This window comes from Microvirga sp. VF16 (assembly GCF_016864375.1).
Classification (GTDB): Bacteria; Pseudomonadota; Alphaproteobacteria; order Rhizobiales; family Beijerinckiaceae; genus Microvirga.
This window is the reverse complement of sequence record NZ_CP069355.1, coordinates 1,222,723-1,246,008: the sequence shown is the minus strand read 5'-3', so window position 1 is coordinate 1,246,008 and position 23,286 is coordinate 1,222,723. Positions and strand designations below refer to the sequence as shown.

Here is a 23,286-nt window from a genome sequence, read left to right as displayed (position 1 = left end):
TGAGATGCAGTCAGCCCTGCTCACGCGCACTCGCATGGCTCTTGCAATAATAGGTATCGGAGCAGACGTAGCGCGCTTTCCCTTCCGGGCCCTGACCCACCTGATCCAAATAGGTGTTTGAGGACCCGCAGATAGAACATTCCGCCTGCCAACTTTGAGTCGTGAAGGCGTAGTCGTCGAATTCCAGGCTTTTGACCTTCGTGAAGGGAGGGATCGCATAAATTCGCTTTTCACGGCCCGCCCCAAAAATCGCCAAGGCCGGGCTGTTATCGAGCTTCGGGTTGTCGAACGTTGGAATGGGCGAAGGCGATGCTACGTATCGATCATGCACCTTGACCGGATAGTCATAGGCAATGGCAACGCGGCCGAGCCTCGCAATGTTCTCGTAGAGCAAGACGGACATCAGGCCGTAGTTTCCAAGGGCGTGGATCTTGCGCGTCTCCTTTTCGCTGGGGACAAGACGCCGAAAGGGCTCGGGCTGAGGGACCTGCAGCACAAGAATCTGGTCTTCATTCAAAGGCGTTTCGGGAATGCGATGACGCGTCTGGATAATCGTCGCATCTTCCGTCCGCTCCGTCATCGGCACGCCGGACGCCTTGGAGAAGAAAGCCCGGATCGTGATGGCGTTTGTCGCGTCGTCAGCCCCCTGATCGATCACCTTCAGGGTATCATCCGGAGTCAGCAGGCTTGCGGTGACCTGCAGGCCTCCTGTTCCCCAGCCGGGGGGCATCGGCATCTCGCGACTTTCGAACGGAACCTGATAGCCTGGGATTGCAACAGCCTTCAGGATGGCCCGACGGATGCTACGCTTGGTCCGCGGGTCGAGATAGGCGAAGTTGGTGCCAACCTCCTCGGCGAAAGGGGGGATTGGGTCGATGGTCACTTTGACATCTCCTCCCTTGGCGCGAGATTCTGCTGCTGCTGGCGAGTCCGAAGGGCCTCCAGTTCTTGCAGGTGCCCTTGAAAATGAACGTAGTGAGGAAGCTTCAGCACCTGAACGACGCCTGATGAGCTGACGCCGTCTGCATGAGGCAGGACAAACGCTTCGTCCTGAACGGGATACTTTACCTCTTCCTCGAATTCCTCGCCGCGCAGAGCCCGGTCGACGATCGCCATCGAGATTGCCTTGCGTTCCGCCTGCCCGAACGCCAGACCATAACCGCGGGAGAACTCCGGCGCCTTGTCCCTGCTTCCAAGGAATGGATGCAGTGTCTGGCACTCGGTCAGTTCGATCTCTCCGACACCAACGACGATGCCCAGCTCGGGGACGGTCAACTCAACCATCACATCGCCGTAGCGTATTTCACCGATCAAGCCGTGTGTGTCGCCGTACCCTCTCATGCTCGAATAGGCGACACCCAGAAGGAATCCTTCGTCGCCGTTCGCAAGCTTTCGCAAGCGCTCCGCCCGATTGGATGATCCTCGGCGCTTAGCGCCGGTCTGATCTGCCTCGCCGCTGACGTCCGGTTCGTCTCGCTCGACTTCAACGAAATCGCTGCCGGTCACAGAGTGAGCACCCAACGACAGGTCGGAAGAGGCCTCCGCCGAGGGGGCCAGGTCGTCGGCACCGTCGTCCAGTGCTTCAGGTCCCGGCGTGTCGAAGTCGAGCAGCCGGTGCGTATAGTCGTAGGTCGGGCCGAGAATTTGCCCGCCCGGGACGTCCTGGTGCGTCGTCGAAATCCGGCGTTGAACGGTCATCCCGCCCGGATCGACGGGTTCACTTGCGCCGAAGCGTTCAAGCGTCGCGCGCGTGGCCCGCATCAGGGATGCAGCCTCCACCACGTCGCCTTGTGCCTGCTTGATCGCCAGAGCTGCGAGCGGTCTGTCGTACAATCCTCCCTCGACCATCACACGATCGACCGCAAGGCTCATCTGCTGGGCTATCTGGTCGACTGAAAGCTCCGGAATCTGAGGGTCTCCCCGGCGTTTCGCCGCCAGCAGGCGGTGTGATGCCTTAATGGCGTCTTCGCCACTTTGTTTCATATGCATTGTCTCAGCTCCGCCTGGACGTGCGCGGTAGGCCGACGAGGCTCACGCCGTCGGTAAGAAAGATGTCTACGCCACGAGGAAATATCTTCGTATTGTCGTCCCACGCCGGCCAGAACCACGGGGGGAGGCCCGCGGGCTCGATCGTCACGGTCGTCTGGATGCCGGGTCCCGTCAGCGTCACCGCGGGCCCGCCGATCAGGTCGGGCACACAGATCACCAGCGTCGTCGAGCGATCGGGATAGTCCGGCTCGCCGGCCTCAAACCGACTGATCGGCGGCATGTCGGCCGGCGCTCCGATCAAGGCAAACGCCGCTGCGGCAGGGTCATCGACGATTGTCGCTCCGCACGTCAGGGCAAGAAAGTCTCTCGCCTGGGACGAATGCAGGGCCGCATCCATCCACACGGAACTGCCGACGTCGACAAGGCATCTGGCGACACACCTGATCGCCGACGGCAGTTGGCCGCTTTCGATCACGTTCGAATCGCCGACTGGCACCGGGACACCCGGTCTGCTCATCGCCCGCAGAATGGCCCGGAAGCCACGGTTCTCGGAGTGGTCGTCATCCCAGGACGCCACCGTGGTTGCAGTGATATCAGAAGCCAATATTCCTACTCCTGAAGAATGATTGCGCTCGTATTCGCCTGGGCGATCTTCGCGGCCCGGCGACAGTCGAGCCGTGCTCGCAAATCGGCCAGAATACCCTCAATCTGCGATCGATTCCGTCCATCACTCTCGGCCAGCGCATCGAAAACGGCCGCTATCGCTGCGTGTCGCTTGTTACGGCCGGCAACGTAAGCGTAGCCCTTCACCCCGTCGACCTCGACCGCGCACCGCGTCACCGTCATTTCGCCAAGCTCGAAGAGACAACCGGTGCGGCTGGCGCGCCCCCTGACGGCGATTGCCCCCACCTGCGGACGCCTTGTCCATGTCAGGGACGGATGGCACTCGAACTCCTTCCAATGCCTGTCGAGCTCAGCAGGGTCCGACGCGGCAAGCAACGTCATCCGTTCGCTTCTGGTTGTCATTGCACTCTACCCACTGTTCGATTGCTCCCATGCCCGGGACCCTACCGCCTCGAGCGGCACAGCCCGGCAACGATTTCCAGACTACGGGCTTCGTGGTCTGTCCTTTTTCGCGCCCCTGAAGAGGGAAATTCTCTGCGAAGCGCCTATCTTTGCGAGGAGCGACGCCGCGCCACCACCCAGAGCCTTTGCCCGTCAAGATTCGTTTCTTCGAGCGCGGCGTTGTCGGCGATAGCCAGGACGTCGAATCCGGCGCGATCCAGCCAGCCTTGGAATTCGATGGGCATCATAAGCCGGATCTCGACTTGCTCTTCCGAGACCGGCGTCCCATCTCGGCGCCATATTCGCGTCAGGACGAGGCGTGAATTTCGCCGTTGAATCCTTCCAGTCGCTTCGCCGAGGTAGACGCCGTCGTCCGCCCGTGCACTCACCGATAGGTCTTCCGGTTTGACGGCGCCTGCCAGGACCGCGGCGGCGTTCAAGACGTGAATCACCAGCAACCCTCCTGGCCGGGTCAGTCGGGCGATCGTGCCGAGCGTCGCCTGCACGTCGGCGTCGGTAAGGGCATGCGCGAAGACGGATCCAAGCGATATGACAGCGTCGAAGATCTCGTCCAGCGCAAGACTGCGCATATCGCCAAGCGAAACGTGGGCGGCGGGGCAGCGCGCCTCGGACGCCGCCACCATGATCGGCAATATATCCACGCCCCATGCACTTGCCCCATTTCGCTGGAATAGGTCAAGTGCTCGTCCCGTACCGCAGCCGATGTCGAGCACCTTTTCAAGGTGACCATCGGCATGTGCCGTTACGATCTGGAGGCTTTGCTGCGCCCATTCCATGGCTTGAGGATAAAGCTGGTCGTACCAGGCTGCGCTCCGGTAGATCATGCCCGGCGCGCTCTCGAATGCTGAAGCCAAGTCCTTGCGTGCACTCATCGATATTCTCATGTGATGGTGAAACCGGTTGGCGAACGAGCGTCAGCTCACCGGCTGAATGGCTCGATCGATGACGTGCTTGAGATGAGCCGGGAGGTTGTAGAAGAGCGGTGCAACCAGAACCCGACCGTTTGGCTGCGCGTGCAAGACAGCCTGAGCCAAAGCAGCTTCGAAGTCTGGTGCGACATCAATCGTCAGACGCGCCTGCGGTTCACCTCTCAGCATCTCAAGAATGACTTGCCCGCCGTCGCCGTACAGGACAACCGCTTTCGCCTTGCGACCGAGCTCGGCGCAGTAAAGCTGGACATCTGCCTTCTCCAGCTCGCTGCTGACGCATAGCTCCCCGCCGGGTGCGACCAAAGCCCCACCGGAAACGACGACAACATCGTCGAATGCAAAAGCTTCCAGCCCTGAGAGCGCTTTTTTCGGACTGAGCGCGATTGTGTCGTCATGGACAGCGACTCCGCCAACCTTTCCGACGACCAGACCTCGTTGTGGAAGTCCAGCGAACGCTCGCAAAGCGCTCGCGATGTTTTCGAGGCTTGCCCCCACCGCAATGCCTGCGGCGGTTGCGGCCAAAGCGTTTGGAACGTGGTGGCGAGGCATCGAAAGGTCGCTCGCGGCGCACACGTTGGTCATGCCTTCGCCGGAGCGAACCATGATTGAACCATTCGACACGAAGACATCGGCCGCAGGAACGTTGGTCATGCTGTAGAAGACCGTCCGCCCCTTGGCGATCGGAGCGAAACGCGTCCTGACAACTTCGTTGTCGTAGTTCAGCACGGCAACGTCGTGATCGCTCTGAAAAGACAGTAGCCGCATTTTGGCGTCGCAATAGGCATCGAAGGAGCCGTGCCAATCCTGATGATCTGCGAATAGGTTGGTAACGACGGCGATGTGTGGGCTTGTGCTGACGTATTCGAGATGATGGCTCGTCAGCTCGACGACCCGCCAGGTGTCGTCACTGAGGCTCGTCAACGACGCAAGCATGGCGTGGCCAGGCCCCGACGGCGTGAAGCGATCGTCCGTTGAGGCCCGCACGGACATTCCGGCGGCCCGAAGAACGGCGCTAATCAAATAGGTGGTGGTCGTCTTTCCTGCCGACCCGGTGACGCCGATCGTCCTGTCTGGCCGGGATTTGACGATCACCTCAGCCAGGCTCGAGAGCGTCACATTCCGCTTTCGTGCCTTGTCGACCAAGGCCGAGCGCGGAGATGTAAACAGATCGACGAACATCGTCTCCGCGTCGCCGAAATCCGGCTCCTTGCCTTCGTGCCGGTCGATCAGCGTTGCTCCCGCGGCAATCAGATTGGCGATCCGGGATGGCTCCCGCCGGTGTTGATCTGAGGCAAGGACGCTGACTTTCCGTGCGCTTTGCATGAGGAAATCAGTGAGTCCCGAGGCGTCGTCGCTCAATCCATCGACCAAGACGCTTTGCGTCTCAAGCCAGTCAAACTTTGATCGGTCCGGCATTTTCCTACTTTCCGATGGGATTGTTGTTCATCGCGGGAGACCACTATTCCATTGTTCACAGGTCCGAGTGCCTACCGCCTCAAACAGGACATCCCGACAACGATTTGCAGACGACGGGCTTTCTGGTCTGTCCTTTTCTCCGCCCTGAGTCGGGCAACCTCTCCGCAAAAGTGCGATCTTGACGGCGGATGGCGCCGCCGAGCCACCACCCAGAGCCTTTGCCCGTCGAGACCCGTTTCTTCGAGCGCGGCGTTCCCGGCGACAGCCAGGACGTCGAAACCGGCGCGATCCAGCCGGCCCTGGAATGTGATCGGCCGCATAAGACAGATTTCGACCTGCTGTCCGGAAGGTTTTCCGTCTTCGTCATTGCCGCGGCGCCCATTCCTTCGCTTGCGGATAACGTCGGTCGCGTCAGTCATCGCTATTTCTCTTCGCTTCTCGATGACGGTGGTTCTTTGAGCGTCAGCTCTGCGGCTGAACGGCTCGTTCGATGATGTGCTTCAAATCGGCCGGTCGGTTATAGAACACCGGCGCAACCAGGACCCGACTGTTTGGATCCGCCTGCGCTATCGCCTGAGCCAAAGCAGCTTCGAAGTCTGGTGCGACATCGACGGTCAAGCGCTTCTGCCCCTCGGTCGCGAGCATCTTGCGAATGGCTTCCCCACCGTCACCGTAAAGGACAACCGCCTTCGCCTTGCGACCAAGCTCGCGGCAGTAGAGCTGAAGATCAGCCTTCTCCAGATCGCTGCTGACGCGCTGCTCCCCGCCCGGGGAGACCGTTGCCCCGCCGGACACGACGACCACGTCATCGAATGCGAAGGCTTCCAGCCCCAAGAGCGCCTTTTTCGGGTTGAGCGCGATCGTATCGTCGTGGATAGCGACCGAACCGACATGCCCGGCCACCTGCCCTCGCTGCGGAAGACCAGCAAACGCGCGCAAAGCGCTCGCAATGCTTTCAAGGCTTGCTCCCGCGGCGACGCCTGCAGCAGCCGCTGCCAGGGCATTCGAAATGTGGTGCCGCGGCATCGAAAGGTCGTCGACCGTGCAGAGTTCGCGCAACCCTTGCGCAGTTCGAACCATAATCGTGCCATCGGAGACGAGCACGTCCGCATCGACTGCATCGCTTATGCTGTAGAATAACGTACGCCCCTTGACGATCGGCGCGAACTCCGACCGGATTGTTTGATCGTCATAGTTCAGCACTGCGACGTCGCCACTGTTCTGGAAGGACAGCAGGCGCATTTTTGCAACTTTGTATGCATCGAAGGAACCATGCCAGTCCTGATGGTCGGCAAAGAGGTTCGTGACGACTGCGATGTGCGGACTCGTGCTGACATATTCGAGATGATGGCTGGTCAGTTCGACGACCCGCCAGGCTTCGTCACGAAGCGACGGTAGCGATGCGAGCATTGCATGGCCCGGTCCCGAGGGCGTGAAACGATCGTCCGTTGAGGCGCGCGTGGCAAATCCGGCTGCCCGAAGAACGGCGCTGATCAGATAGGTCGTCGTCGTCTTTCCCGCCGATCCGGTCACGCCGATCGTTCGGCCTCGCCCCGAACTGACGATCACCTCGGCAAGACTCGAGAGCCTCAAACCTCTGTCCCGTGCCTCTTGGACCAAGGCCGAGCGCGGAGACGTGAAGAGATCGACGAATAGTGTATCCGCGTCGCCGAATTCTGTTACCTTGCTTTCGTCGCGCTCAATGAACGTCGCTCCCGCGGATTTCAGTTTCGCCACGCGGGAAGCAGCATGCTCGTGTTGGTTCGTTCCGAGTACGCTGACCTTGCGTGCTCGCTGCAACAGGAAATCCGCGAGCCCACAGGCATCGTCGCTGAGTCCATCGACCAGGACGCGTTGGTTTGCGAGCCAGGCGAATGGAGATTGGTCGAGCATGTGTCGTATACCCTCCTTGTTGAGTTTCTCGTCACCGGCAAGCGGCTCGTGATTTCGTCGGTGTGCTGCGGCAGGAAAATTGCCGTCGATCCAGCGCGTGATCACCTCCGCAACGTCGTGCGGACGCTCAACAAGCGCCAGATGACCGGCATCAATGACCTCGAGGTGGCCGCTCAACTCGCGTGCCATTTGTCGAGGACCTACGCCGGATAGTCCCCCGTTCAGCGGGATCGTGATGTCCTGCGAACCCGCGATCACGAGTGTTGGACTCGAAATCCGCTGCAACAGAGCGGTCATATCCGTGTCCGTTCGAGGTCCGCCGCTCGGCGCCAGAGACTGCGCGGCCTGCATTGTGTCCATCATCCGGCGCAGCAGCGATCGGCCTTCAACCGAATGGGCAGATTCAAGATACCCGCGTGAAAAGAACATGAACGTATACCAGGCGAGGAGAGCCTCCGGGTCGGCGCCATCCGTCAGCGCCGCGCGGATGCGTCTTCGGAGACGATCGGCGTTATCAGGCCGGGCATGGATGCAACTCAATATCAGATGATCCACCCGGTCTGGATACTTGGCCGCGAACTCCAGGGCGACGAGTCCCCCGGCCGACGACCCATGAAGGCTCACCCGATCCAGTCCAAGCGCATTCAGCAGTTCCAGAGTATCATCCGCCCAGTCGCTCAGGCCGTCGGGCATCGGGTCCGAAGCACTGTCACCAACACCGCGAAGATCGAAATCCAGAACCTGAAATCGCTCGGCCAGGATCGGGCTCAGCAATGCAAAGTGGTGTCTGCCGAGTGTGCCGCCGTGCAGGTGGCACATGATCGGGCCTTGGCCGCGGAGCTCATAAAAGAGCTCCGCGCGCGATAGCTTGATGGTTGGCAAGTGACTTCTTCTTCTTGGTTTGCGTCCGAGGTTTGCGTCCGAGGCCGACTTAACGGGGAAGCAGCGCTTGAACGTCCTTCACCATCTTGTCGAGGGCGGCGTCCGGCTCCAGCTTGAGAGACACCACGCTCTGCAGGTCGTCATTGATCGCGGTGTTGATCTTGACGGCATTATCCCCGGGGAACGTGTACCAGTCGCCGAGATCGGACAATTGCTGGGTCGTGGCGAACTGGTTCGGGTTCTCCTGATAGAATTTACCGAGCAGAGCAGGATCCTTGATCGCCTTCTCGTTGTTCGGCAGGCTGCCCGTAAACTTCACCATCATCGTTTGCCCTTCCGGCCCCGTAACGAACTTGAGATAGTCCCAGGCGGCGGCCTGCTTGGCCGGATCGCGGGTAAAGATAACGGCCGTCCGTCCACCGGTCGGAAGCTTGCCATTGGCGGCAATCGGCCACGGGCCGACCAAGACCTGGAAACGACCGCCGGAAAGCTTCTCGAACTGGGACAGATTGGAGCTCGCCGCGGGCATGACCCCGATGGTGCCGGCGCCGAACGCCTGATAGGCCTGGTCACGCGACATGTCCCTCATGCCGCCACCGGTTACGAACTGCTTCAGCAGTTTCATTGCATGAAGGCCTTCCGGGCCGTTGAACGCGATCGTCTTGTTGTCAGGCTTCATCATTTCGCCACCCAGGCCACGGATGATGGCCTGGAAGGTGAATGCGCCGCTCGACGCGTAGTCGAAATAGCCCCCCATCGCTTCGGGGTTCTGAGCCTTGATGCGCTTGGCGAGGTCAACGATCTCCGGCCAGGTCTTTGGCAATTTTTCCGGATCACCACCTGCCTTTGTGAGCAGGTCTGAATTGTAGAAGATTGCCGGAGCTGACGACTGAAAGCCAAGGCCGTATGTGGCGCCAGCAATGCGGCCCACAGACTTCGCGCCCTCGGTGAGGCCAAGCGACGCAAAGTCGGGATCTTGTTTGATCAGGGGATCGAGCGGCACAGGCAGGCCCCGCTGCACGAGAATCGGGAGGAGATGGTTGCCCTGGAACGACACATCGGGCAGCCCGCCGGTCACCGCGGCCCGCAAGACTTGCTGAAGATGCTCCTCATGGGTGCCGTTGATCGGCTGAAGCGTCGTGATCTTCACGTTCGGATGTGTTTCTTCGAACTTGCGGGCCAGCGCATCAAATAGCTCGCTGTACGGGCCATATGAGAACGAAATCGTGAGGCTTACCTTCTCGCTCGCCTGCGCGCTCATCGCATTGACCGACGCCGCGGCGATGCCAAAGATCGCGGCCGCCATTAAGGTTCTTCGCTTCATCTGCATGACTGACTTCCTTTCTGGTTACTTCACGGCTCCGCCGGTGAGGCCTGCGACGAACCAGCGCTGGGCGGCGAGGAAGGCGACGATGAGCGGCGCGACCACCAGGGTGGAGGCGGCCATCAGCGGGCCGTAGTCGTTGCCGGCCTCCTCGTTCTTGAACGCCATGATGCCGAGCGGCGGCGGCATCAGCGCCTCGTCGCGCACCGCAATCAGCGGCCAGAACAGGCTGTTCCAGTGCCCCACCACCGAGAAGATCGCAAACGCGATGATCGCCGGCAGCGCCATCGGCACCATGATCCGCCACACGATCGCCAGCTCGGAGAGCCCGTCGAGCCGCGCGGCGTGGACCACGTCGTCCGGGATGGTCTTGAAGAACTGCCGGAACAGGAAGATGCCAAACGGCGACACCACATACGGGAAGATCAGCGCCGCATAGGTGTTGAGGATGCCGATCTGGTAGCCGAGGATGAACAGCGGCAGCGACAGCACCTCGTGCGGCAGGATGAGCGCCACCAGCACCAGGGCGAACAGCAGGCTCCGGCCGGGGAACTCGAGCTTGGCCAGGGCATAAGCCGCCGGCGCGCAGACCAGCACCTGCAGCCCCACGATCAGCGCACAGACAAACACCCCGTTGAGCATGTAGCGCGGCAGCGGCGCCGTGGTCAGCGCCTTGGTGTAGTTCTCGAGCCCGAAGAACTGCTCGGGCCAGACGCTGAACGAGGCGCGGAAGATCTCGCCCGGCGGCTTGAGCGAGAGCGACACCATCCAGACGAACGGGATCAGGATCAGCGCACCGGTGACGAGCAGCACGGCATGGCGCAGGATGGCCGAGGGCGGTGAGAGGCGGCTCATTGGTAGTGCACCTTCTTGTCCATGACCCGGGCCTGGATCAGCGTCAGCGCGACGACAATGACGAGGAAGACCACGGCGACGGAGGCGCCATAGCCGGTGCGCAGATACTGGAAGCTCTCGCGGTAGAGGGTGAACAGCAGCATCTCGGAGGCATGGCCCGGTCCGCCCTGGGTCAGGATCTGCACGGTGTCGAAGGTCTCGAAGGCTCTGAGCGCCACGACGATGAACACGAACATCGACACCGGCCCGAGCATCGGCAGGGTGACGGTGGTGAGCCGGTCGAGCCAGCGATCGGCGCCATCGATGTCGGCGGCATCATAGAGGTCCTGCGGGATCGCCTTCAGCCCGGCGAGGAACAGCACCATGGCATAGCCGAGGTTCTGCCAGATGCCGATCACGGCCAGCACCGGCAGCACCGTTCCCTCGTCGCGCAGCCAGTTGGCGCTGGGGATGCCAAGGCCGGCGAGCGTCTGGTTGACGAGCCCGATGGTGGGATGCAGCAGCGCCTCCCAGGCGATCGCCATGGCGGTCAGCGTCGCCATGAAGGGCAGGAAGTGGATGGCGCGGTAGAAGGCGCGGCAGGACTGGCCGCTTTCGATCAGCAGCGCGATCACAAGCCCGAGCACGATGGTGCCGGGCACGACGAGGGCGACATAGAGGATCGTGTTGAGGAAGGAGGCGCGAAAGCCCGCGTCGGCAAAGACCTCGTGGAAGTTGGCCAAGCCGACGAAGGACAAGGTCCTGGCGCCGAACTGCCAGTCGGTGAGCGCGATGCCCACGACGGCAAAGACGGGCAGGAAGAACAGGCCGACCAGCAGCACCAGCGCCGGGCCGGCCAGCATCCACGCCGCCAGGGACTCCCGGACAGCCCGCCGGCGCGCCAGCGCGGGGGCCGCCGAGGGAAAGGGCCGAACGTCCCCCGCGGCGGGTTCGCCGGCCAGGCCGGACAGGGTGAGAGGCTTGCTCATCGGGCCCGCTCCCGGATCGGCATGACAGACGCCCCGCTGGACGCCGCCTCCCCGCGCACGCGCTGCCCGCTGCGGGTAAAGAGCAGGATCCGGTCCGGCCGGATGCCGATATGCAGCGTCTGGCCGGGGGCGATCTGCGGCGCGCGCTCGGCGAGCAGGCGGGCGATCAGTGGCTCGGCCATGCCGGCCACATCGAGATGCACGTAAAGGTCGGAGCCCATATGCTCGACGAGCCGGACCGCCCCGGTGATCACCCCCGGCCCGCCGTGATCGGCCAGATGGAAGGCTTCCGGCCGGATGCCCAGGGTGAGCGCCGAGCCGGGTTCGCGGCTGGCGTCGACGGCCAGCACCGTGCCGGCCACGTCGACTAGGCCCCGGTCCCGCACCACCGCTTCCAGCAGGTTGATCTTCGGCGAGCCGATGAACTCGGCCACGCGCCGGTCTTCCGGATCCGTGTAGATCTGCTGCGGCGGGGCGACCTGCAGCAGGTCGCCGTCGAGCATCACGGCGACCCGGTCCGACAGCGTCATGGCCTCGGCCTGGTCGTGGGTGACGTAGACGAAGGTGACGCCGAGGCGCTGGTGCAGCTCCTTGATCTCGGCCCGCATCTGCACCCGGAGCTTGGCGTCGAGGTTGGACAGGGGCTCGTCCATCAGGAATACGGCCGGATGGCGCACCATGGCGCGGCCGACCGCGACGCGCTGGCGCTGGCCGCCGGAGAGCTGGCCGGGCTTGCGCGCGAGCAGGTGACCGATGCCGAGCGCCTTGGCCGTGCGGGTGACCTCCCGGTCGATCTCGGCGGCGATCCGGGCGGTTCCGGGCACGAGGCGGCCGAGCAGCGGCAGCCTCTGGAAGGCCGAGAGCCGGCGCATCGTCAGCGGCAGCGCCATGTTGGCGGCGACCGTCAGATGCGGGTAGAGCGCGTAGGACTGGAACACCATGGCCACGTCGCGCTGCTTCGGCCTGAGGCCATCCACCGCCCGCTCGCCGATGGCCACTGAGCCGCCGGTCTGCACCTCGAGCCCGGCCAGGATCCGCAGCAGCGTCGACTTCCCGCAGCCCGAGGGCCCCAGCAGCGTCAGGAACTCGCCATCGGCAATCGACAACGACACATCGCGCAGAACAGACGTCGGGCCGAAGCTCTTCCCAATCCCGTCGATTTGTATGCTTGCCATCACTGACCGCCTTCAAACGGGGGTTGAGAATTGATAGTGACCTTCAGCGGCTGATGATCCGATGCATCCAGTTCGGACAGAACTTGAGCCGATTGTATTCGGTCGGCGATGTCAGCCGACACAAAGCAGTAGTCGAGCCGCTCTCCACTTTTCTTGTCAAAATCGACGTAATACGTCGCCCCTTGATCGCTCTCGCCGTCAAATCCGTTCGGCGATGACGATGGATTGCCTCTCGACCAGGCATCCACCAACGGCTGGCATTCCGGGGATACGGCCGCCCTCGTGAGGCAGTGATAATCTTCGCTCCCTGGCCTAATGTTCAAATCCCCGAGCAGGACAGCTGATGTTGGAATCTGGGTTGGCTGTTCTTCCTCGAACCAAGTCTTGTCGTCATGGCTCCCGGAAATGGGCGCCCCTTCTGTGCGTGATGTCCTGTAGATATCGAGCAGCCGCTCAATCTGCATGGCGCTATCGCTCGAAATGGCGTGTGTCGCGTAAACTCTGATATCGGCGAATGGGACGGCGACGATTGCTTCGAGAACCCCGCACTGAAGTGCCAACCGGCCGTCGTGCGCGGACTTCGGCAACGCATGACGCTTGATACTCTTAATGGGAAACCGCGACAGCAGAAGGTTGCCGTACTGCCGGCGGGTTTGGGGCGACTTCCAGAGATCGATCACGGGATGCCAGGCGTGGAAATGATCCGGAAGGGCGTCGGTGATGAGATCGACCTGCGAAACGTTGCCGGACCTCTCCCAATAGTTGTCCACCTCCTGGAGCGCGACGATGTCGACGTCCCGAATGACGTCGACGATCCGGTCGACATTGACCGTCTCATCCCGCCCAATGGCAGAGTGAATGTTGAATGTCATGACGCTAATAGTGTTCACGTTTAATATTCCGCCTAGGAACTGGAAGGAACGTTGACGTTCGCTCGCGGGATTTACTTCGGCAGCAGGCTGTTCACGTCTGCGACCATGGCCGACATGGCGGCCTCAGTGGTGACTTTGCCGCGCATGAGTGCCGCGAGGTGATCGTTGATCACGGTCGTGATCTTGATGGTGTTTTCACCCGGGAAGGACTCGAACCGCGTCAGGATCGGCATCTGCTTCACCGCGGTATAATAATTCGGGTGTTCCTTATAGTAATTCCCCAGCAGTTCGGGATCATCGACAGCCTTGGAGTTCATCGGTATGTAACCGGATTTCAGCGCGACCATCGATTGGCCGACCGGTCCCGATGCAAACTTGATATAGTCCCATGCCGCCTTCTGCTTGGACGGATCCTTCGTCAGGATCATGGCGCAATTGCCGCCCGCCGGGAGCCGAGGAGTCGCTGTCTCCATCGGCAACGGACCTGTCGCGAGTGCAAAACGTCCTTGGGATTGCTGTTCGAATTGCGGAAGCAGGCTGCTGGTGGAAATGAGAATTCCAAGACCGCTCGCCGAGAATGTCTGCCATGCCTGAGTACGGGCCATATCGACCTGTCCTGCATCACGGAAACCCGAGAGTGTTTGCAATGCTTTTCGGCCGGCATCGCTGTTGAAGGCGATCGATCCGTCAGCGCCGATCATCTGGCCACCGAAGCTCGCCAACAGTGCTTGGAATGTCCAATTGCCGGTCACCGCATAGTCGAAGAAGGCGCCTTGGGTCTCGGATCCGAGCTTCCGGATATCGCGCGCGAGGTCGAGTATTCCATTCCAGTCTGTCGGCAGGGCATCGGGCTTGTGGCCGGCTTTTGCAACCAGATTGAGATTGTAATAAACGATCGGGGCCGAAGTGGCGAAGGGCAGCCCATAGGGCCTGCCGTTGACGGCGCACATGTCGAGGCTGGCTTTAGAATAGCCCTGTGATGCCATGTCGCCGTCCTCGGCGATAAACTTGTCGAGCGGGATCGCGAGACCACGCTCCACCGTGACGCCAACGCGATTGTAGCCTTGGAACACCACGTCGGGAATGTCGCCAATGAGCGCTGACCGCAACAAGGTCTGTGTCAGGACATCGTAGTCGGATGGGGCAGGATCCTCGCGAAACTTGATCCCGCCATGAGTTTCCTGAAAGCGCGTGTTCACGGCTCCATAAAGATCGACGGGTGTGCTGTGAAGGAGACGCAGAGTGATTTCCGCAGCATTGACCGGCGTGTGTGCACTAAGAGCGACCGCAGCCGAGATGCTTAGCAATCTTCTGAAGGTCTTCATTTTCTGCGTCCTTGTTCACCTTGGCATCGCCAAGTATAGAGTTTGAGCGGGCCCACTCGCGATGCCGGCAGCTTTCAACGGGTTCTGTGACAGGCCCGTGACTGCAAAGTGATCGCCGTTTAAAACATTTCAGACGTCGGACGTGGTTGTCTGTTCGGGCGAATTGACAGCGGTGGGTTAAGCCGGCGAAGAGAATATTAGCCTACTGTGCAAGGAGGTTGACATGGTGCGGAAGGTTCTGCCTCCACTCGAGCAAGGGGTGGTCGATCGAGCTCGCGCATTGCCTCTGTGGCGACAAGTGCAAGCGGAGCTGGAGCGGGACATCAAGAAGGGCGAGTTGGCCGCGGGCGACCGGCTCCCCACGGAGGCAGAACTCGCACTCCGGTTCGATGTTCATCGACACACGGTTCGGCGGGCCTTAGACGCTTTGCGCGACAAGGAACTGATACGGGTCGAGCACGGTCACGGCATCTACGTCCGCGAAAGGACCGTCGCGCATGAAGTTACTCCGGAAGGACGCCTGAGCGCCACCATTCGCCAGCTCAGTCGAAGCAATGACAGGAAGGTGCTCGGATCTAAACGGGTCCAAGCTGATCAAACAGTGTCGCGAGCCCTTCGGCTTCGGAGCCGGTCGCCCGTGCAACGCGTCGATCTGCTCGGAGGCATAAACGGAATCCCTGCGACGCTTTCCGCAATGTATTTTCCGCTCCCGCGCTTCATTGGAATCGAAAATTACATCGACGAAACGGGGTCGATCAGTACCTCTTTGGCGAGACTTGGAGTTGATAAGTATCAGCGGAAAGAGACGAGAATAAGCGCCCGGATGCCCAGCCGCGCGGAAGCGGAATTATTGGATCAGGCGCGGACGCTGCCCGTGATGACAATTTTGAGTCTTGATGTCGACGAGCACGGGCAACCAATTGCGTACAGCCAATCGTGTGTCTCGACACGCTGGCTTGAGCTAGTGGTGCGCTTCTGACGAGCGACATGAGGCACACTCATGAAGTCTGATAAGCGATTTATGCTCAGTTCTGATGATCGAAAGATCGTTGCCGAAGTTCAAATCCGGTGGCTGCCGTTGCCCAGCCCAAGTAGCTGTTGAGCATTGAGACAATGTGGGGAGCGTGCAAGGCTTGCGCAGAAACCTCCGTAACCTGGACAAATCCGGGACATGAACGGTAATGGGCCGGATGGTCCTGAATGTCTAAAGAGGCTGAGCTGACTTTGAGCGGTGATGGCGGATGTGATGCTCGTCCAGGGCAGCAATGGCAGCTCGGGCCTCCTCACGGAACCGTCTCTTGAGCCGCTCGGGTTCTCGCTCCCAGCTTCGTGCTTCCACCTGGATCTCATAGAGGGCTTGAGCGACGGCTTCGATTTCCTGGAGGGCCATCGCTCTGGATGTCCTTTTCTTACGCCCATGCACGAAGAGTGCGGATGAAGCATTCCGCGGCCACGTCCGGCGGACCGGAGTTGTCGATCTCCTCGACATCCGGTCCATCGAGCTCAAATGCGCCGCCGCGCTGCAAGCGACCGGACACCGTCTCGCCCGCCTCGCGGCCGCGTTGGCGCAGCCGTTCGGCCAGCACCGCAGGCGGGGCGGTGACGTTCACGACCTTCAGGCGGGTGTATTGGCGCCGCGCCTCCGGCACGATCGCGCGCGACCCGTTCGCCACCACCACCCGGCCTTGCGCCAGCCATGCATCCACCTCCACCGGCAGGCCGTAGCACAGGCCGTGCGCCTGCCAGTGCAGCGCGAACGCTCCTTGCACCATGCGCGTGCGAAAGGCCTCCTCGGTGAGGAACGCGCTGTCCTCCCCGCCGCCGGGCGGCCGGGTGATGACCCGCCGCACGAAGCGGAAGCGCTCGTCGGAAGCGAGCGCCGCCCGTGCGCAGGTCAGCAGGGTGTCCTTGCCGGCGCCGCTCGGACCCACGACCAGGACCAGCGTGCCGGTGACGGAGCCCCCTGCCCTCATGCCTGTGCCGCTTCCTGCAGTGGCACGGACAGTGCGAACCGGGCGGTGGCTGTGAACTCACCGGCCGGGTGATCCTGCTCAAACAGGGTCAGCGCATCGAGGAGGAAGTCCTCGTCGAGCAGCGGTGCAAACAGCGCCTCCAGGCGCCGGGCCACGCCGTCGCGCGCGGCCTCGGGCACCGGCCCGGTCAGGGTCAGGTGAAACCGGAACCGGTCGAAGACATACGGATAGCCCCATTGCTCCAGATAGCCCGTTTCCGTCGCATCGAGGCCGGACTGCCGCCGCCGGTGCCATTCCGCCTCCGTCAGCGGCGCGCGAAAAGCATCGAAGTCCGACACCACCTGGGCGGCAAAGTCCTGGAGCACGGGCGATGCGGCACGGGGCACCAGCGCAACGAAGCTGCCGAGCACGGCCACCCGCAAGGGGCCGATCGGGCATGGTGGCTGGCTCTCAGCGAACCGCCGGAGCGCTTCCGCCAGCTCTGGCCGGCTGGTCCCCGGCCGCGGCCGGAACGGCGCCTTGAGCGTGGCGTGGAAGCCGTAGCGGCGCGGCTCGGCGATCAGCAGCCGGTCCGCTTCCGGCTGGGCATCCTCCGCCATCCCGCTCCGCCCGAAGGCATCGCGCCCGAGCCACCACGCCGCGGCCACGGTCAGCGGATGCTCCCGAGCGGGTGTGTAGTAAATGGCATAGCGAGGAGTCGACGGTTCCGGCATCAGGCGCAAACCTTCTGCTGCGCGGCTGGCACAGCCCTTGCGGCGGACTGAGTGCCGATCTCGAATAGCCTGTCGGCAACGGCTTCACGCACCTCCTCGTCATGGAAGATGCCGACGATGGCGGCGCCGCGCGCCTTCGCCTCGTTGATCAGGTCAATGACGGTCGCTCGGTTGGCGGCGTCAAGCGAGGCAGTAGGTTCGTCAAGCAGCAGGACGGGATATTCGACGATGAAGCCTCGGGCGATGTTGACGCGCTGCTGCTCGCCGCCGGAAAAGGTGGCCGGCGCCACCGACCAGAGACGCTCTGGGATACGCAAGCGGGTCAGCAGCGTCTTGGCGCGCACCTTGGCCTTTTCGGCTGGCATGCCGTTGGCGATTGCCGGCTCGGCGACGATGTCGAGGGCACCGACGCGGGGGATGACCCGCAGGAACTGGCTCACATAGCCGATCGTCCACCGGCGGATCTCCACCACTTCCCAGGGCTCGGCGTCGAGCAGGTCGAGAGACTCGCCCATGTGCTCGACGAGGATCTGTCCCTCATCTGGCTTGTAGTTGGCGTAAAGCGAGCGCAGCAGCGTCGACTTGCCGGCGCCGGACGGCCCGTGCAGGCAGACGCACTCGCTCGATTTCACCGCAAGCTCGATGTTGTCGAAGACAGGCAGGACAATGCCGCCCTGGGTGTGGAGCGTGAAGGTCTTGGTCAGACCCTTGGCGTGCAAACGAATGGTCATCGGGGTCCTTTCGTCTCAAACCTGGGGGACGGAGGAGACGAGCAGTTGCGTATAGGGGTGATGCGGATCGTCGAGTACCTGGTCGGTCAGGCCCTGCTCGATGACCCGGCCGCGCTGCATGACCATCAGCCGGTCGGCGAGCAGCCGCACCACGGCAAGGTCATGAGTGACGATGATGGCGGCAATGCCAAGCTCTCGTACGAGCCCGCGCAAGAGATCGAGCAGGCGGGCTTGCACCGAGACGTCGAGGCCGCCGGTCGGCTCGTCCATGAACACCAATCGCGGGCGGGTGACGAGGTTGCGGGCGATCTGCAGGCGCTGCTGCATGCCGCCGGAGAAGGTGCGTGGCTGGTCGTCGGTGCGGGCAAGGTCGATCTCGACCTTCTGGAGCCAGTCCTGGGCCTCAGTGCGGATGTTCCCGTAGTGTCGGGCGCCAATCGCCATTGGCCGCTCGCCGATGTTGCCGCCGGCACTCACATCCATGCGCAATCCGTCCCGGGGGTTTTGGTGGACGATGCCCCAGTCGGTGCGGGCGAGTCGACGACGCTCTGGCTCGGAGAGCCTCAGGATGTCGACCGGGCCGTGACCCTCAATGTCATAGGTGATCGTGCCGGAATCGGGTGTCAGCCGGCCCGATAGGCAGGCGAGCAGGGTCGACTTGCCGGAGCCGCTTTCGCCGACAATGCCGAGCACTTCGCCGGGTCGGATCGCGAAGGAAATGTCGCGGCAGCCGATCTGGCCGCCATAGAACTTGCAAAGGCTCGATACTTCGAGCAGCGGCGGCCTCGGAGCCAACTTGCGAATTGCATTGGTGGTCATTCCTCACCTCCGGCGACCTTCGGTTGTGCCGCGGCCTCCGCCTGACGGGTGTTGCAGAAATCGGTGTCGGAGCAGACAAACATGCGGCTGCCCTTGTCGTCGGTGATCACCTCGTCGAGGTAGCTCGTCGTCGAGCTGCAGAGCGCGCAGCAGCCCTTCCAGCTCTGCACCTCGAAGGGATGGTCGTCGAAGTCGAGGCTGCGCACGGAGGTGTAGGGCGGTATGGCATAAATGCGTTTCTCGCGGCCGGCGCCGAACAACTGGATGGCCGGATTATCCTCCATCTTCGGATTGTCGAACTTTGGGATCGGCGAAGGCGACATCAAATGCCGACCGTTAACGAGAACTGGATAATCGTAGGTCTTGGCAATGCGGCCGAACCGGGCGATATCCTCGTAGAGGGTGACCTGCATGGCGCCATACTCTGCATAGGCATGCATCTTGCGGGTCTCGGTCTCGCGCGGATCGATTGTCTTCAAAGCCTCCGGCTGCGGCACTTGGTACACCAGAACCTGCCCTTCTTTCAGCGGTGTTTCCGGAACCCGGTGGCGGGTCTGGACGATGGTCGCTTCTTCAGTGGATTCGGTGACGGCGACGGCGGCAACCGTCTGGAAGAATCGGCGGATGGAGACGGCATTGGTGGTGTCATCGGCGCCCTGGTCGATCACCTTCAGGACATCATCAGGTCCGATGACGGCCGCGGTCACCTGGATGCCGCCGGTGCCCCAGCCATAGGCAAGCGGCATCTCGCGGCCGCCGAACGGCACCTGGTAGCCGGGGATGGACAAGGCCTTCAGCAACGTGCGGCGGATCATCCGCTTCGTCTGCTCGTCGAGATAGGCGAAGTTGTAGCCATTGTCGCCGTCGTTTGTAGTCGTGGCGCCATTCATTCGGCGGCCTCCTTCGTTTGTGCTTTCGCGCGGGTGGCCTCGTGTTCACTCCGCAGCCTGCGCACGAGCTGCAGTTCCGCTTGGAAATCGACGTAATGCGGCAGCTTGAAATGCGAGACTAGGCCATTCGCCTCGAGATTGTCCGTGTGTGAGAGCACGAATTCCTCGTCTTGGGCCGGGTAGCGCACATCCTCGCCGAGTTCCCCTGCGCGCAACGCTCGGTCGACCAGGGCCATCGCCATCGCCTTGCGCTCGCTATGGCCAAAGGTGAGCCCGTAACCGCGGGTGAACTGCGGTGGCTTGGCGGCCGTGCCACGGAACTGGTTGATCATCTGGCATTCGGTGACTGTGACCTCGGCGACAACGATGGGAAAACCGAGCTCCTCCGGGACGATCTCGACCGTCACTTCGCCCAGTCTCAGTTCGCCGACGAAGGGATGGGCACCGCCATAGCCGCGGGTCGTGGAATAGGCGAGCCCGAGCAGAAAGCCCTCGTCACCGCGGGCAAGGTTCTGCAGGCGCTGGTCGCGGCCGGATGGAAAGCGCATCGGCTCGCGAGTTAGGTCGAAGACTTCTTTGTCGCCGTTGTCGGTCTCCTCCTCTATCAGGCCTTCGCTGTCGAGCAGGTCGATGACCCGCGGGATGTCTTCGTCAAGTGGCTTGGGACCAAGCGCCGCCTGTGGTCGTTCAAGTCCCTCGGCGGCGAGTGCGAAGTCGAGAAGCCGATGGGTGTAGTCGTAGGTAGGGCCAAGCACCTGACCGCCCGGGATGTCCTTGAAGGTCGCCGAGATGCGGCGGCGGATCGTCATTCTGGATGTATCGATCGGTTCCGACATGGCGACCCGAGGCAGCGTGGTGCGATAGGCACGCAGCAGGAAGATCGCCTCGATCACATCTCCCTGCGCCTGCTTGAGAGCGAGTGCGGCAAGCTCGCGGTCATAGACCGAGCCTTCGGTCATCACTCGGTCGACGGCGAGACCGAACTGCTCGGTGATCTGGGCGAGCGTCAGTTCGGCCAAGGCCGCATCACCGCGGCGCGTTTCCGAGATCAGTCTGTGGGTGTTGAGGATGGCCTGTTCGCCGCCCTTGACTGCAACATACATTCAAGCCTCCACTGTGCCATCTGTCGCTTTGATCGTACGCGGCAGCCCGATCAAGGCATTGCCGCAAGTGAAGATGACGTCGATCCCGCGCGGATAGAGCTCGCCGTTGAGTTCCCAGTCTGACCAGAACCAGAAGGGCAGCCCGCCGATGGCGATGCTCGCGCTCGTCTTGATGCCAGGGCCGGTCCAGATGGTCGTTGGTCCCTCCGTGAAGGATGGAACCTGGATGATAAGCGTCGTCGAGCGGTCCGGATATTCCACGTCGCCTTGGTGGAATTCAAAGAGGCGCGGCATTGTCATGGGATCGGTGACGACGGCGAAGAGAGCCGCCATAGGATTGTCTGTGACGGGCAGGCTGCAGTGAAAGCGCAGCCAGGCTGCCGCGTCGCCGGATGCCGTTTGCCGGTCGAGCCAGGCCGGCGTCTCGAAATCCATGAGCGTCAGGCAGAGTGCCGCAGTCGCCGATGAGAAGGGCCGTGGCGGTGCCAAGGTATGCTCAAGTGGCACCACACGGCCGGGATAGGCCGTCGCAATCAGGCTCGCGCGAAACACCGCTTGGGCGTCGAAGACTGGATCGGCAAAGCCGGGCTTCAGTGAAGCGCCGCCCGAGGAGGAGGAACGGAGAAGGGATGATGTTGAAGACTGTACCGTCATGCCGGGTTCTCCCCACGGACCATGGTGAAGAACTCGACCTTGGTCGCTGCTGCCTTGTGGCTTTGTTTGAGACGCCTTGCTTCGGCTAGTTCCCGCAGCGGCTCGATAACCTTCGCCATGATTTCCTCATAACGTTCCGGCCGCTGCAGCAACGCATCGACGATCGCCGCCAGTTCAGCCTGACGCTTGTCGCGGCCCTGGACATAGCCGTGGCCGACAATGCCGTCTTCAAGCCGCATCGACGCGCGGGTCACTGTCATCTCGCCGAGATTGAACACGTTCCCAGTGCCACCCGCACGACCTCGGACCATCACCAGGCCGACATCAGGCGTCCTCAGCCATTCAAATGCCAATCCGGTCGCAAGCTCGGACGCCAAGGCCTCGAGCTCACTGCCGATACTGCGCGACAGAATGCCAAGCCAGTCGGATCGCGGCGCGATAGCAGTCTGTTCCGCTTCCATCTTACTGTTCGAATTCATAGTTTTAGTTCCCTTGGGCTTGGGAAGCCCGTTAGAGATATTGTCGACCCGCGACCCAGATGTTGCGGATCACCGGCACGCCGTCGACGAGGCGGACACGGATCAGGTCGGCGCGCAGGCCCGATGCGACGCGGCCGCGATCGGTAAAACCGAGTAACTCGGCGGGATTCTTCGTCACCATCGCGACCGCCTCCGGGAGATCGAAGCCCTTTGCCACCAGCGCGAATGCGGCATGCAGCAGGCTTCCGGGCACGTAGTCGGAGGTGAGCACGTCGAGCAGACCACGATCGGCGAGCTCCATCGCACTGACATTGCCGGAATGCGAACCGCCGAGGATGATGTTGGGCGAACCCATGACGATCTTCATGCCGAGTTCGCGGGCGCGGCTCGCCGCCTCGACCGTTGTCGGGAACTCGCTGATCGTGATGCCATCGGCGTGCGATTCATCGACGTCCGCGGCTGTCGTATCGTCGTGGCTGGCGATGTGAATACTGCGCTCGCGGCACAGTTGTCCGATCGTTGACCGGCTCGACGGGACATATTGCTGCTGGTGCTCGCGGCGTTCTGCGATGTAGAGCGCGAATTCGTCCTCCGTCCAGACGCGGGCGTTCTTCTTGCGGCGGAACTCGCGATAGAGCGTCAGATTGTGCCACTGCCGCTGGCCGGGCGTGTGATCCATCATGCTGATGAGCCTGAGGCCAGGATTGTCGACATGCCGCTCAACGAGCGTCAGAAGGGCCGGATCGGAGAGCTCGCAGCGAAAGTGAAAATAATGATCGGCCTTCAGAAGACCGGCGGCCCGCGCCTCAGTCAGTCCATCGATCGTCTCGTTCAGCATGGCGGTGCGGGTGCCGCCGCTGTCGTAGTCGCCGAGCGACAGCGCATCGAGCACCGTCGTGATGCCGCCGCCGAGCAACTCCCAATCGTGTGCAAGCACGGCAGCGAGCGGTGCGGGCCATTGAACACCCGGCCGCGGAAACATGAACTGTTCGACATTGTCGGTGTGGAGGTCGATCAGGCCGGGCAGCAGGAAGTCACCCTCGCAATCGAGCACATCAATCTGATCCACCGGTTCACAATCGATGGACGACACCATTGTGTCGTGAATTTCCAGGCTGCCTTCGACAACGCGATCTTCCTGGACGATGTGCGCATTGATGAGTTGCAGGTTCATTGGCTGTCAGCCTCGGTTTCTTGGGCGATCTTGATC

The 23,286-nt window shown here is 62.1% G+C and carries 25 protein-coding genes; 2 read left to right on the top strand and 23 right to left on the bottom strand.

The features are described 5' to 3' along the window. Window positions 1–10: 10 nt before the first annotated feature. The 6 genes from JO965_RS31425 to JO965_RS31400 all read right to left on the bottom strand — a co-directional run bounded on the left by JO965_RS31425 (window position 11) and on the right by JO965_RS31400 (window position 5,420). Window positions 11–883, bottom strand: coding sequence for an alpha-D-ribose 1-methylphosphonate 5-phosphate C-P-lyase PhnJ (locus tag JO965_RS31425; protein WP_305846604.1), 873 nt, complete (start codon window positions 881–883; stop codon window positions 11–13). Then, window positions 880–1,989 carry a carbon-phosphorus lyase complex subunit PhnI gene (locus JO965_RS31420; protein ID WP_203444800.1) on the bottom strand — a complete coding sequence of 370 codons (1,110 nt, stop codon included), beginning with the start codon at window positions 1,987–1,989 and terminating at the stop codon, window positions 880–882. The genes JO965_RS31425 and JO965_RS31420 overlap by 4 nt, the downstream gene beginning before the upstream one ends. A gap of 4 nt (window positions 1,990–1,993) precedes the next feature. After that, window positions 1,994–2,593 carry a phosphonate C-P lyase system protein PhnH gene (phnH, locus tag JO965_RS31415; protein ID WP_203444799.1) on the bottom strand — a complete coding sequence of 200 codons (600 nt, stop codon included), beginning with the start codon at window positions 2,591–2,593 and terminating at the stop codon, window positions 1,994–1,996. A gap of 5 nt (window positions 2,594–2,598) precedes the next feature. After that, window positions 2,599–2,994, bottom strand: coding sequence for a phosphonate C-P lyase system protein PhnG (phnG, locus tag JO965_RS31410; RefSeq protein WP_203444798.1), 396 nt, complete (start codon window positions 2,992–2,994; stop codon window positions 2,599–2,601). Window positions 2,995–3,158: 164 nt separating this feature from the next. After that, complete coding sequence (locus JO965_RS31405; protein ID WP_203444797.1) at window positions 3,159–3,947, bottom strand: cyclopropane-fatty-acyl-phospholipid synthase family protein; 789 nt, start codon at window positions 3,945–3,947, stop codon at window positions 3,159–3,161. A gap of 42 nt (window positions 3,948–3,989) precedes the next feature. Then, window positions 3,990–5,420 (bottom strand): Mur ligase family protein, encoded by a 1,431-nt coding sequence (locus tag JO965_RS31400; protein ID WP_203444796.1) that lies wholly within the window; start codon window positions 5,418–5,420, stop codon window positions 3,990–3,992. A gap of 188 nt (window positions 5,421–5,608) precedes the next feature. Here JO965_RS31400 and JO965_RS31395 point away from each other — a divergent pair, with 188 nt between their 5' ends. Next, window positions 5,609–5,914 (top strand): hypothetical protein, encoded by a 306-nt coding sequence (locus JO965_RS31395; protein ID WP_203444795.1) that lies wholly within the window; start codon window positions 5,609–5,611, stop codon window positions 5,912–5,914. Here the strand turns inward: JO965_RS31395 and JO965_RS31390 are convergent. The 7 genes from JO965_RS31390 to JO965_RS31360 all read right to left on the bottom strand — a co-directional run bounded on the left by JO965_RS31390 (window position 5,883) and on the right by JO965_RS31360 (window position 14,714). Then, window positions 5,883–8,195 carry an alpha/beta fold hydrolase gene (locus JO965_RS31390; RefSeq protein ID WP_203444794.1) on the bottom strand — a complete coding sequence of 771 codons (2,313 nt, stop codon included), beginning with the start codon at window positions 8,193–8,195 and terminating at the stop codon, window positions 5,883–5,885. The two genes, JO965_RS31395 and JO965_RS31390, sit on opposite strands and share 32 nt — an antisense overlap. Before the next feature lie 49 nt (window positions 8,196–8,244). Beyond that, entirely contained in the window at window positions 8,245–9,525 is a 1,281-nt protein-coding gene (locus JO965_RS31385; protein WP_203444793.1) for an ABC transporter substrate-binding protein, read from the bottom strand. Between the two features lie 18 nt (window positions 9,526–9,543). Next, entirely contained in the window at window positions 9,544–10,374 is an 831-nt protein-coding gene (locus JO965_RS31380) for a carbohydrate ABC transporter permease (protein WP_203444792.1), read from the bottom strand. Further along, the gene (locus JO965_RS31375) at window positions 10,371–11,216 is read right to left on the bottom strand and encodes a carbohydrate ABC transporter permease (protein WP_246777070.1); all 846 of its coding nucleotides are present in this window, start codon (window positions 11,214–11,216) and stop codon (window positions 10,371–10,373) included. The genes JO965_RS31380 and JO965_RS31375 overlap by 4 nt, the downstream gene beginning before the upstream one ends. A gap of 122 nt (window positions 11,217–11,338) precedes the next feature. Beyond that, window positions 11,339–12,517 (bottom strand): ABC transporter ATP-binding protein, encoded by a 1,179-nt coding sequence (locus JO965_RS31370; protein ID WP_203444790.1) that lies wholly within the window; start codon window positions 12,515–12,517, stop codon window positions 11,339–11,341. After that, complete coding sequence (locus JO965_RS31365; RefSeq protein ID WP_203444789.1) at window positions 12,517–13,407, bottom strand: endonuclease/exonuclease/phosphatase family protein; 891 nt, start codon at window positions 13,405–13,407, stop codon at window positions 12,517–12,519. Before JO965_RS31365 ends, JO965_RS31370 begins: the two co-directional genes overlap by 1 nt. A 53-nt stretch (window positions 13,408–13,460) precedes the next feature. Beyond that, entirely contained in the window at window positions 13,461–14,714 is a 1,254-nt protein-coding gene (locus JO965_RS31360) for an ABC transporter substrate-binding protein (RefSeq protein WP_203444788.1), read from the bottom strand. Between the two features lie 223 nt (window positions 14,715–14,937). On the opposite strand from JO965_RS31360, the gene phnF reads away from it, so the two are divergent. Then, on the top strand, window positions 14,938–15,693 hold the full coding sequence (phnF, locus tag JO965_RS31355) for a phosphonate metabolism transcriptional regulator PhnF (RefSeq protein WP_203444787.1): 756 nt from the start codon (window positions 14,938–14,940) through the stop codon (window positions 15,691–15,693). A 225-nt stretch (window positions 15,694–15,918) separates the two neighbouring features. Here phnF and JO965_RS31345 read toward each other — a convergent pair whose 3' ends face one another. The 10 genes from JO965_RS31345 to JO965_RS31300 are packed head-to-tail and all read right to left on the bottom strand — an operon-like array spanning window position 15,919 to window position 23,250. Then, window positions 15,919–16,104 carry a hypothetical protein gene (locus tag JO965_RS31345; protein WP_203444785.1) on the bottom strand — a complete coding sequence of 62 codons (186 nt, stop codon included), beginning with the start codon at window positions 16,102–16,104 and terminating at the stop codon, window positions 15,919–15,921. 19 nt (window positions 16,105–16,123) lie between these two features. Continuing rightward, the gene (phnN, locus tag JO965_RS31340) at window positions 16,124–16,687 is read right to left on the bottom strand and encodes a phosphonate metabolism protein/1,5-bisphosphokinase (PRPP-forming) PhnN (RefSeq protein ID WP_203444784.1); all 564 of its coding nucleotides are present in this window, start codon (window positions 16,685–16,687) and stop codon (window positions 16,124–16,126) included. Then, a complete protein-coding gene (locus tag JO965_RS31335) occupies window positions 16,684–17,400 on the bottom strand; it encodes a DUF1045 domain-containing protein (RefSeq protein WP_203444783.1) in 717 nt (238 codons plus the stop codon). The genes phnN and JO965_RS31335 overlap by 4 nt, the downstream gene beginning before the upstream one ends. Then, a complete protein-coding gene (gene phnL, locus JO965_RS31330; protein ID WP_203444782.1) occupies window positions 17,400–18,131 on the bottom strand; it encodes a phosphonate C-P lyase system protein PhnL in 732 nt (243 codons plus the stop codon). Before phnL ends, JO965_RS31335 begins: the two co-directional genes overlap by 1 nt. Window positions 18,132–18,146: 15 nt before the next feature. After that, window positions 18,147–18,950: a phosphonate C-P lyase system protein PhnK gene (gene phnK, locus JO965_RS31325; RefSeq protein WP_203444781.1), complete on the bottom strand. Its 804-nt coding sequence runs from the start codon at window positions 18,948–18,950 to the stop codon at window positions 18,147–18,149. Next, complete coding sequence (locus tag JO965_RS31320; protein WP_203444780.1) at window positions 18,947–19,840, bottom strand: alpha-D-ribose 1-methylphosphonate 5-phosphate C-P-lyase PhnJ; 894 nt, start codon at window positions 19,838–19,840, stop codon at window positions 18,947–18,949. Before JO965_RS31320 ends, phnK begins: the two co-directional genes overlap by 4 nt. Further along, complete coding sequence (locus JO965_RS31315; protein ID WP_203444779.1) at window positions 19,837–20,943, bottom strand: carbon-phosphorus lyase complex subunit PhnI; 1,107 nt, start codon at window positions 20,941–20,943, stop codon at window positions 19,837–19,839. Before JO965_RS31315 ends, JO965_RS31320 begins: the two co-directional genes overlap by 4 nt. Beyond that, window positions 20,944–21,597, bottom strand: a complete 654-nt coding sequence (gene phnH / locus JO965_RS31310) for a phosphonate C-P lyase system protein PhnH (protein ID WP_203444778.1) — start codon at window positions 21,595–21,597, stop codon at window positions 20,944–20,946. Next, window positions 21,594–22,058, bottom strand: coding sequence for a phosphonate C-P lyase system protein PhnG (gene phnG, locus JO965_RS31305; RefSeq protein ID WP_203445572.1), 465 nt, complete (start codon window positions 22,056–22,058; stop codon window positions 21,594–21,596). The genes phnH (JO965_RS31310) and phnG (JO965_RS31305) overlap by 4 nt, the downstream gene beginning before the upstream one ends. A gap of 49 nt (window positions 22,059–22,107) precedes the next feature. After that, window positions 22,108–23,250 carry an alpha-D-ribose 1-methylphosphonate 5-triphosphate diphosphatase gene (locus JO965_RS31300; protein ID WP_203444777.1) on the bottom strand — a complete coding sequence of 381 codons (1,143 nt, stop codon included), beginning with the start codon at window positions 23,248–23,250 and terminating at the stop codon, window positions 22,108–22,110. Window positions 23,251–23,286 lie beyond the last annotated feature (36 nt).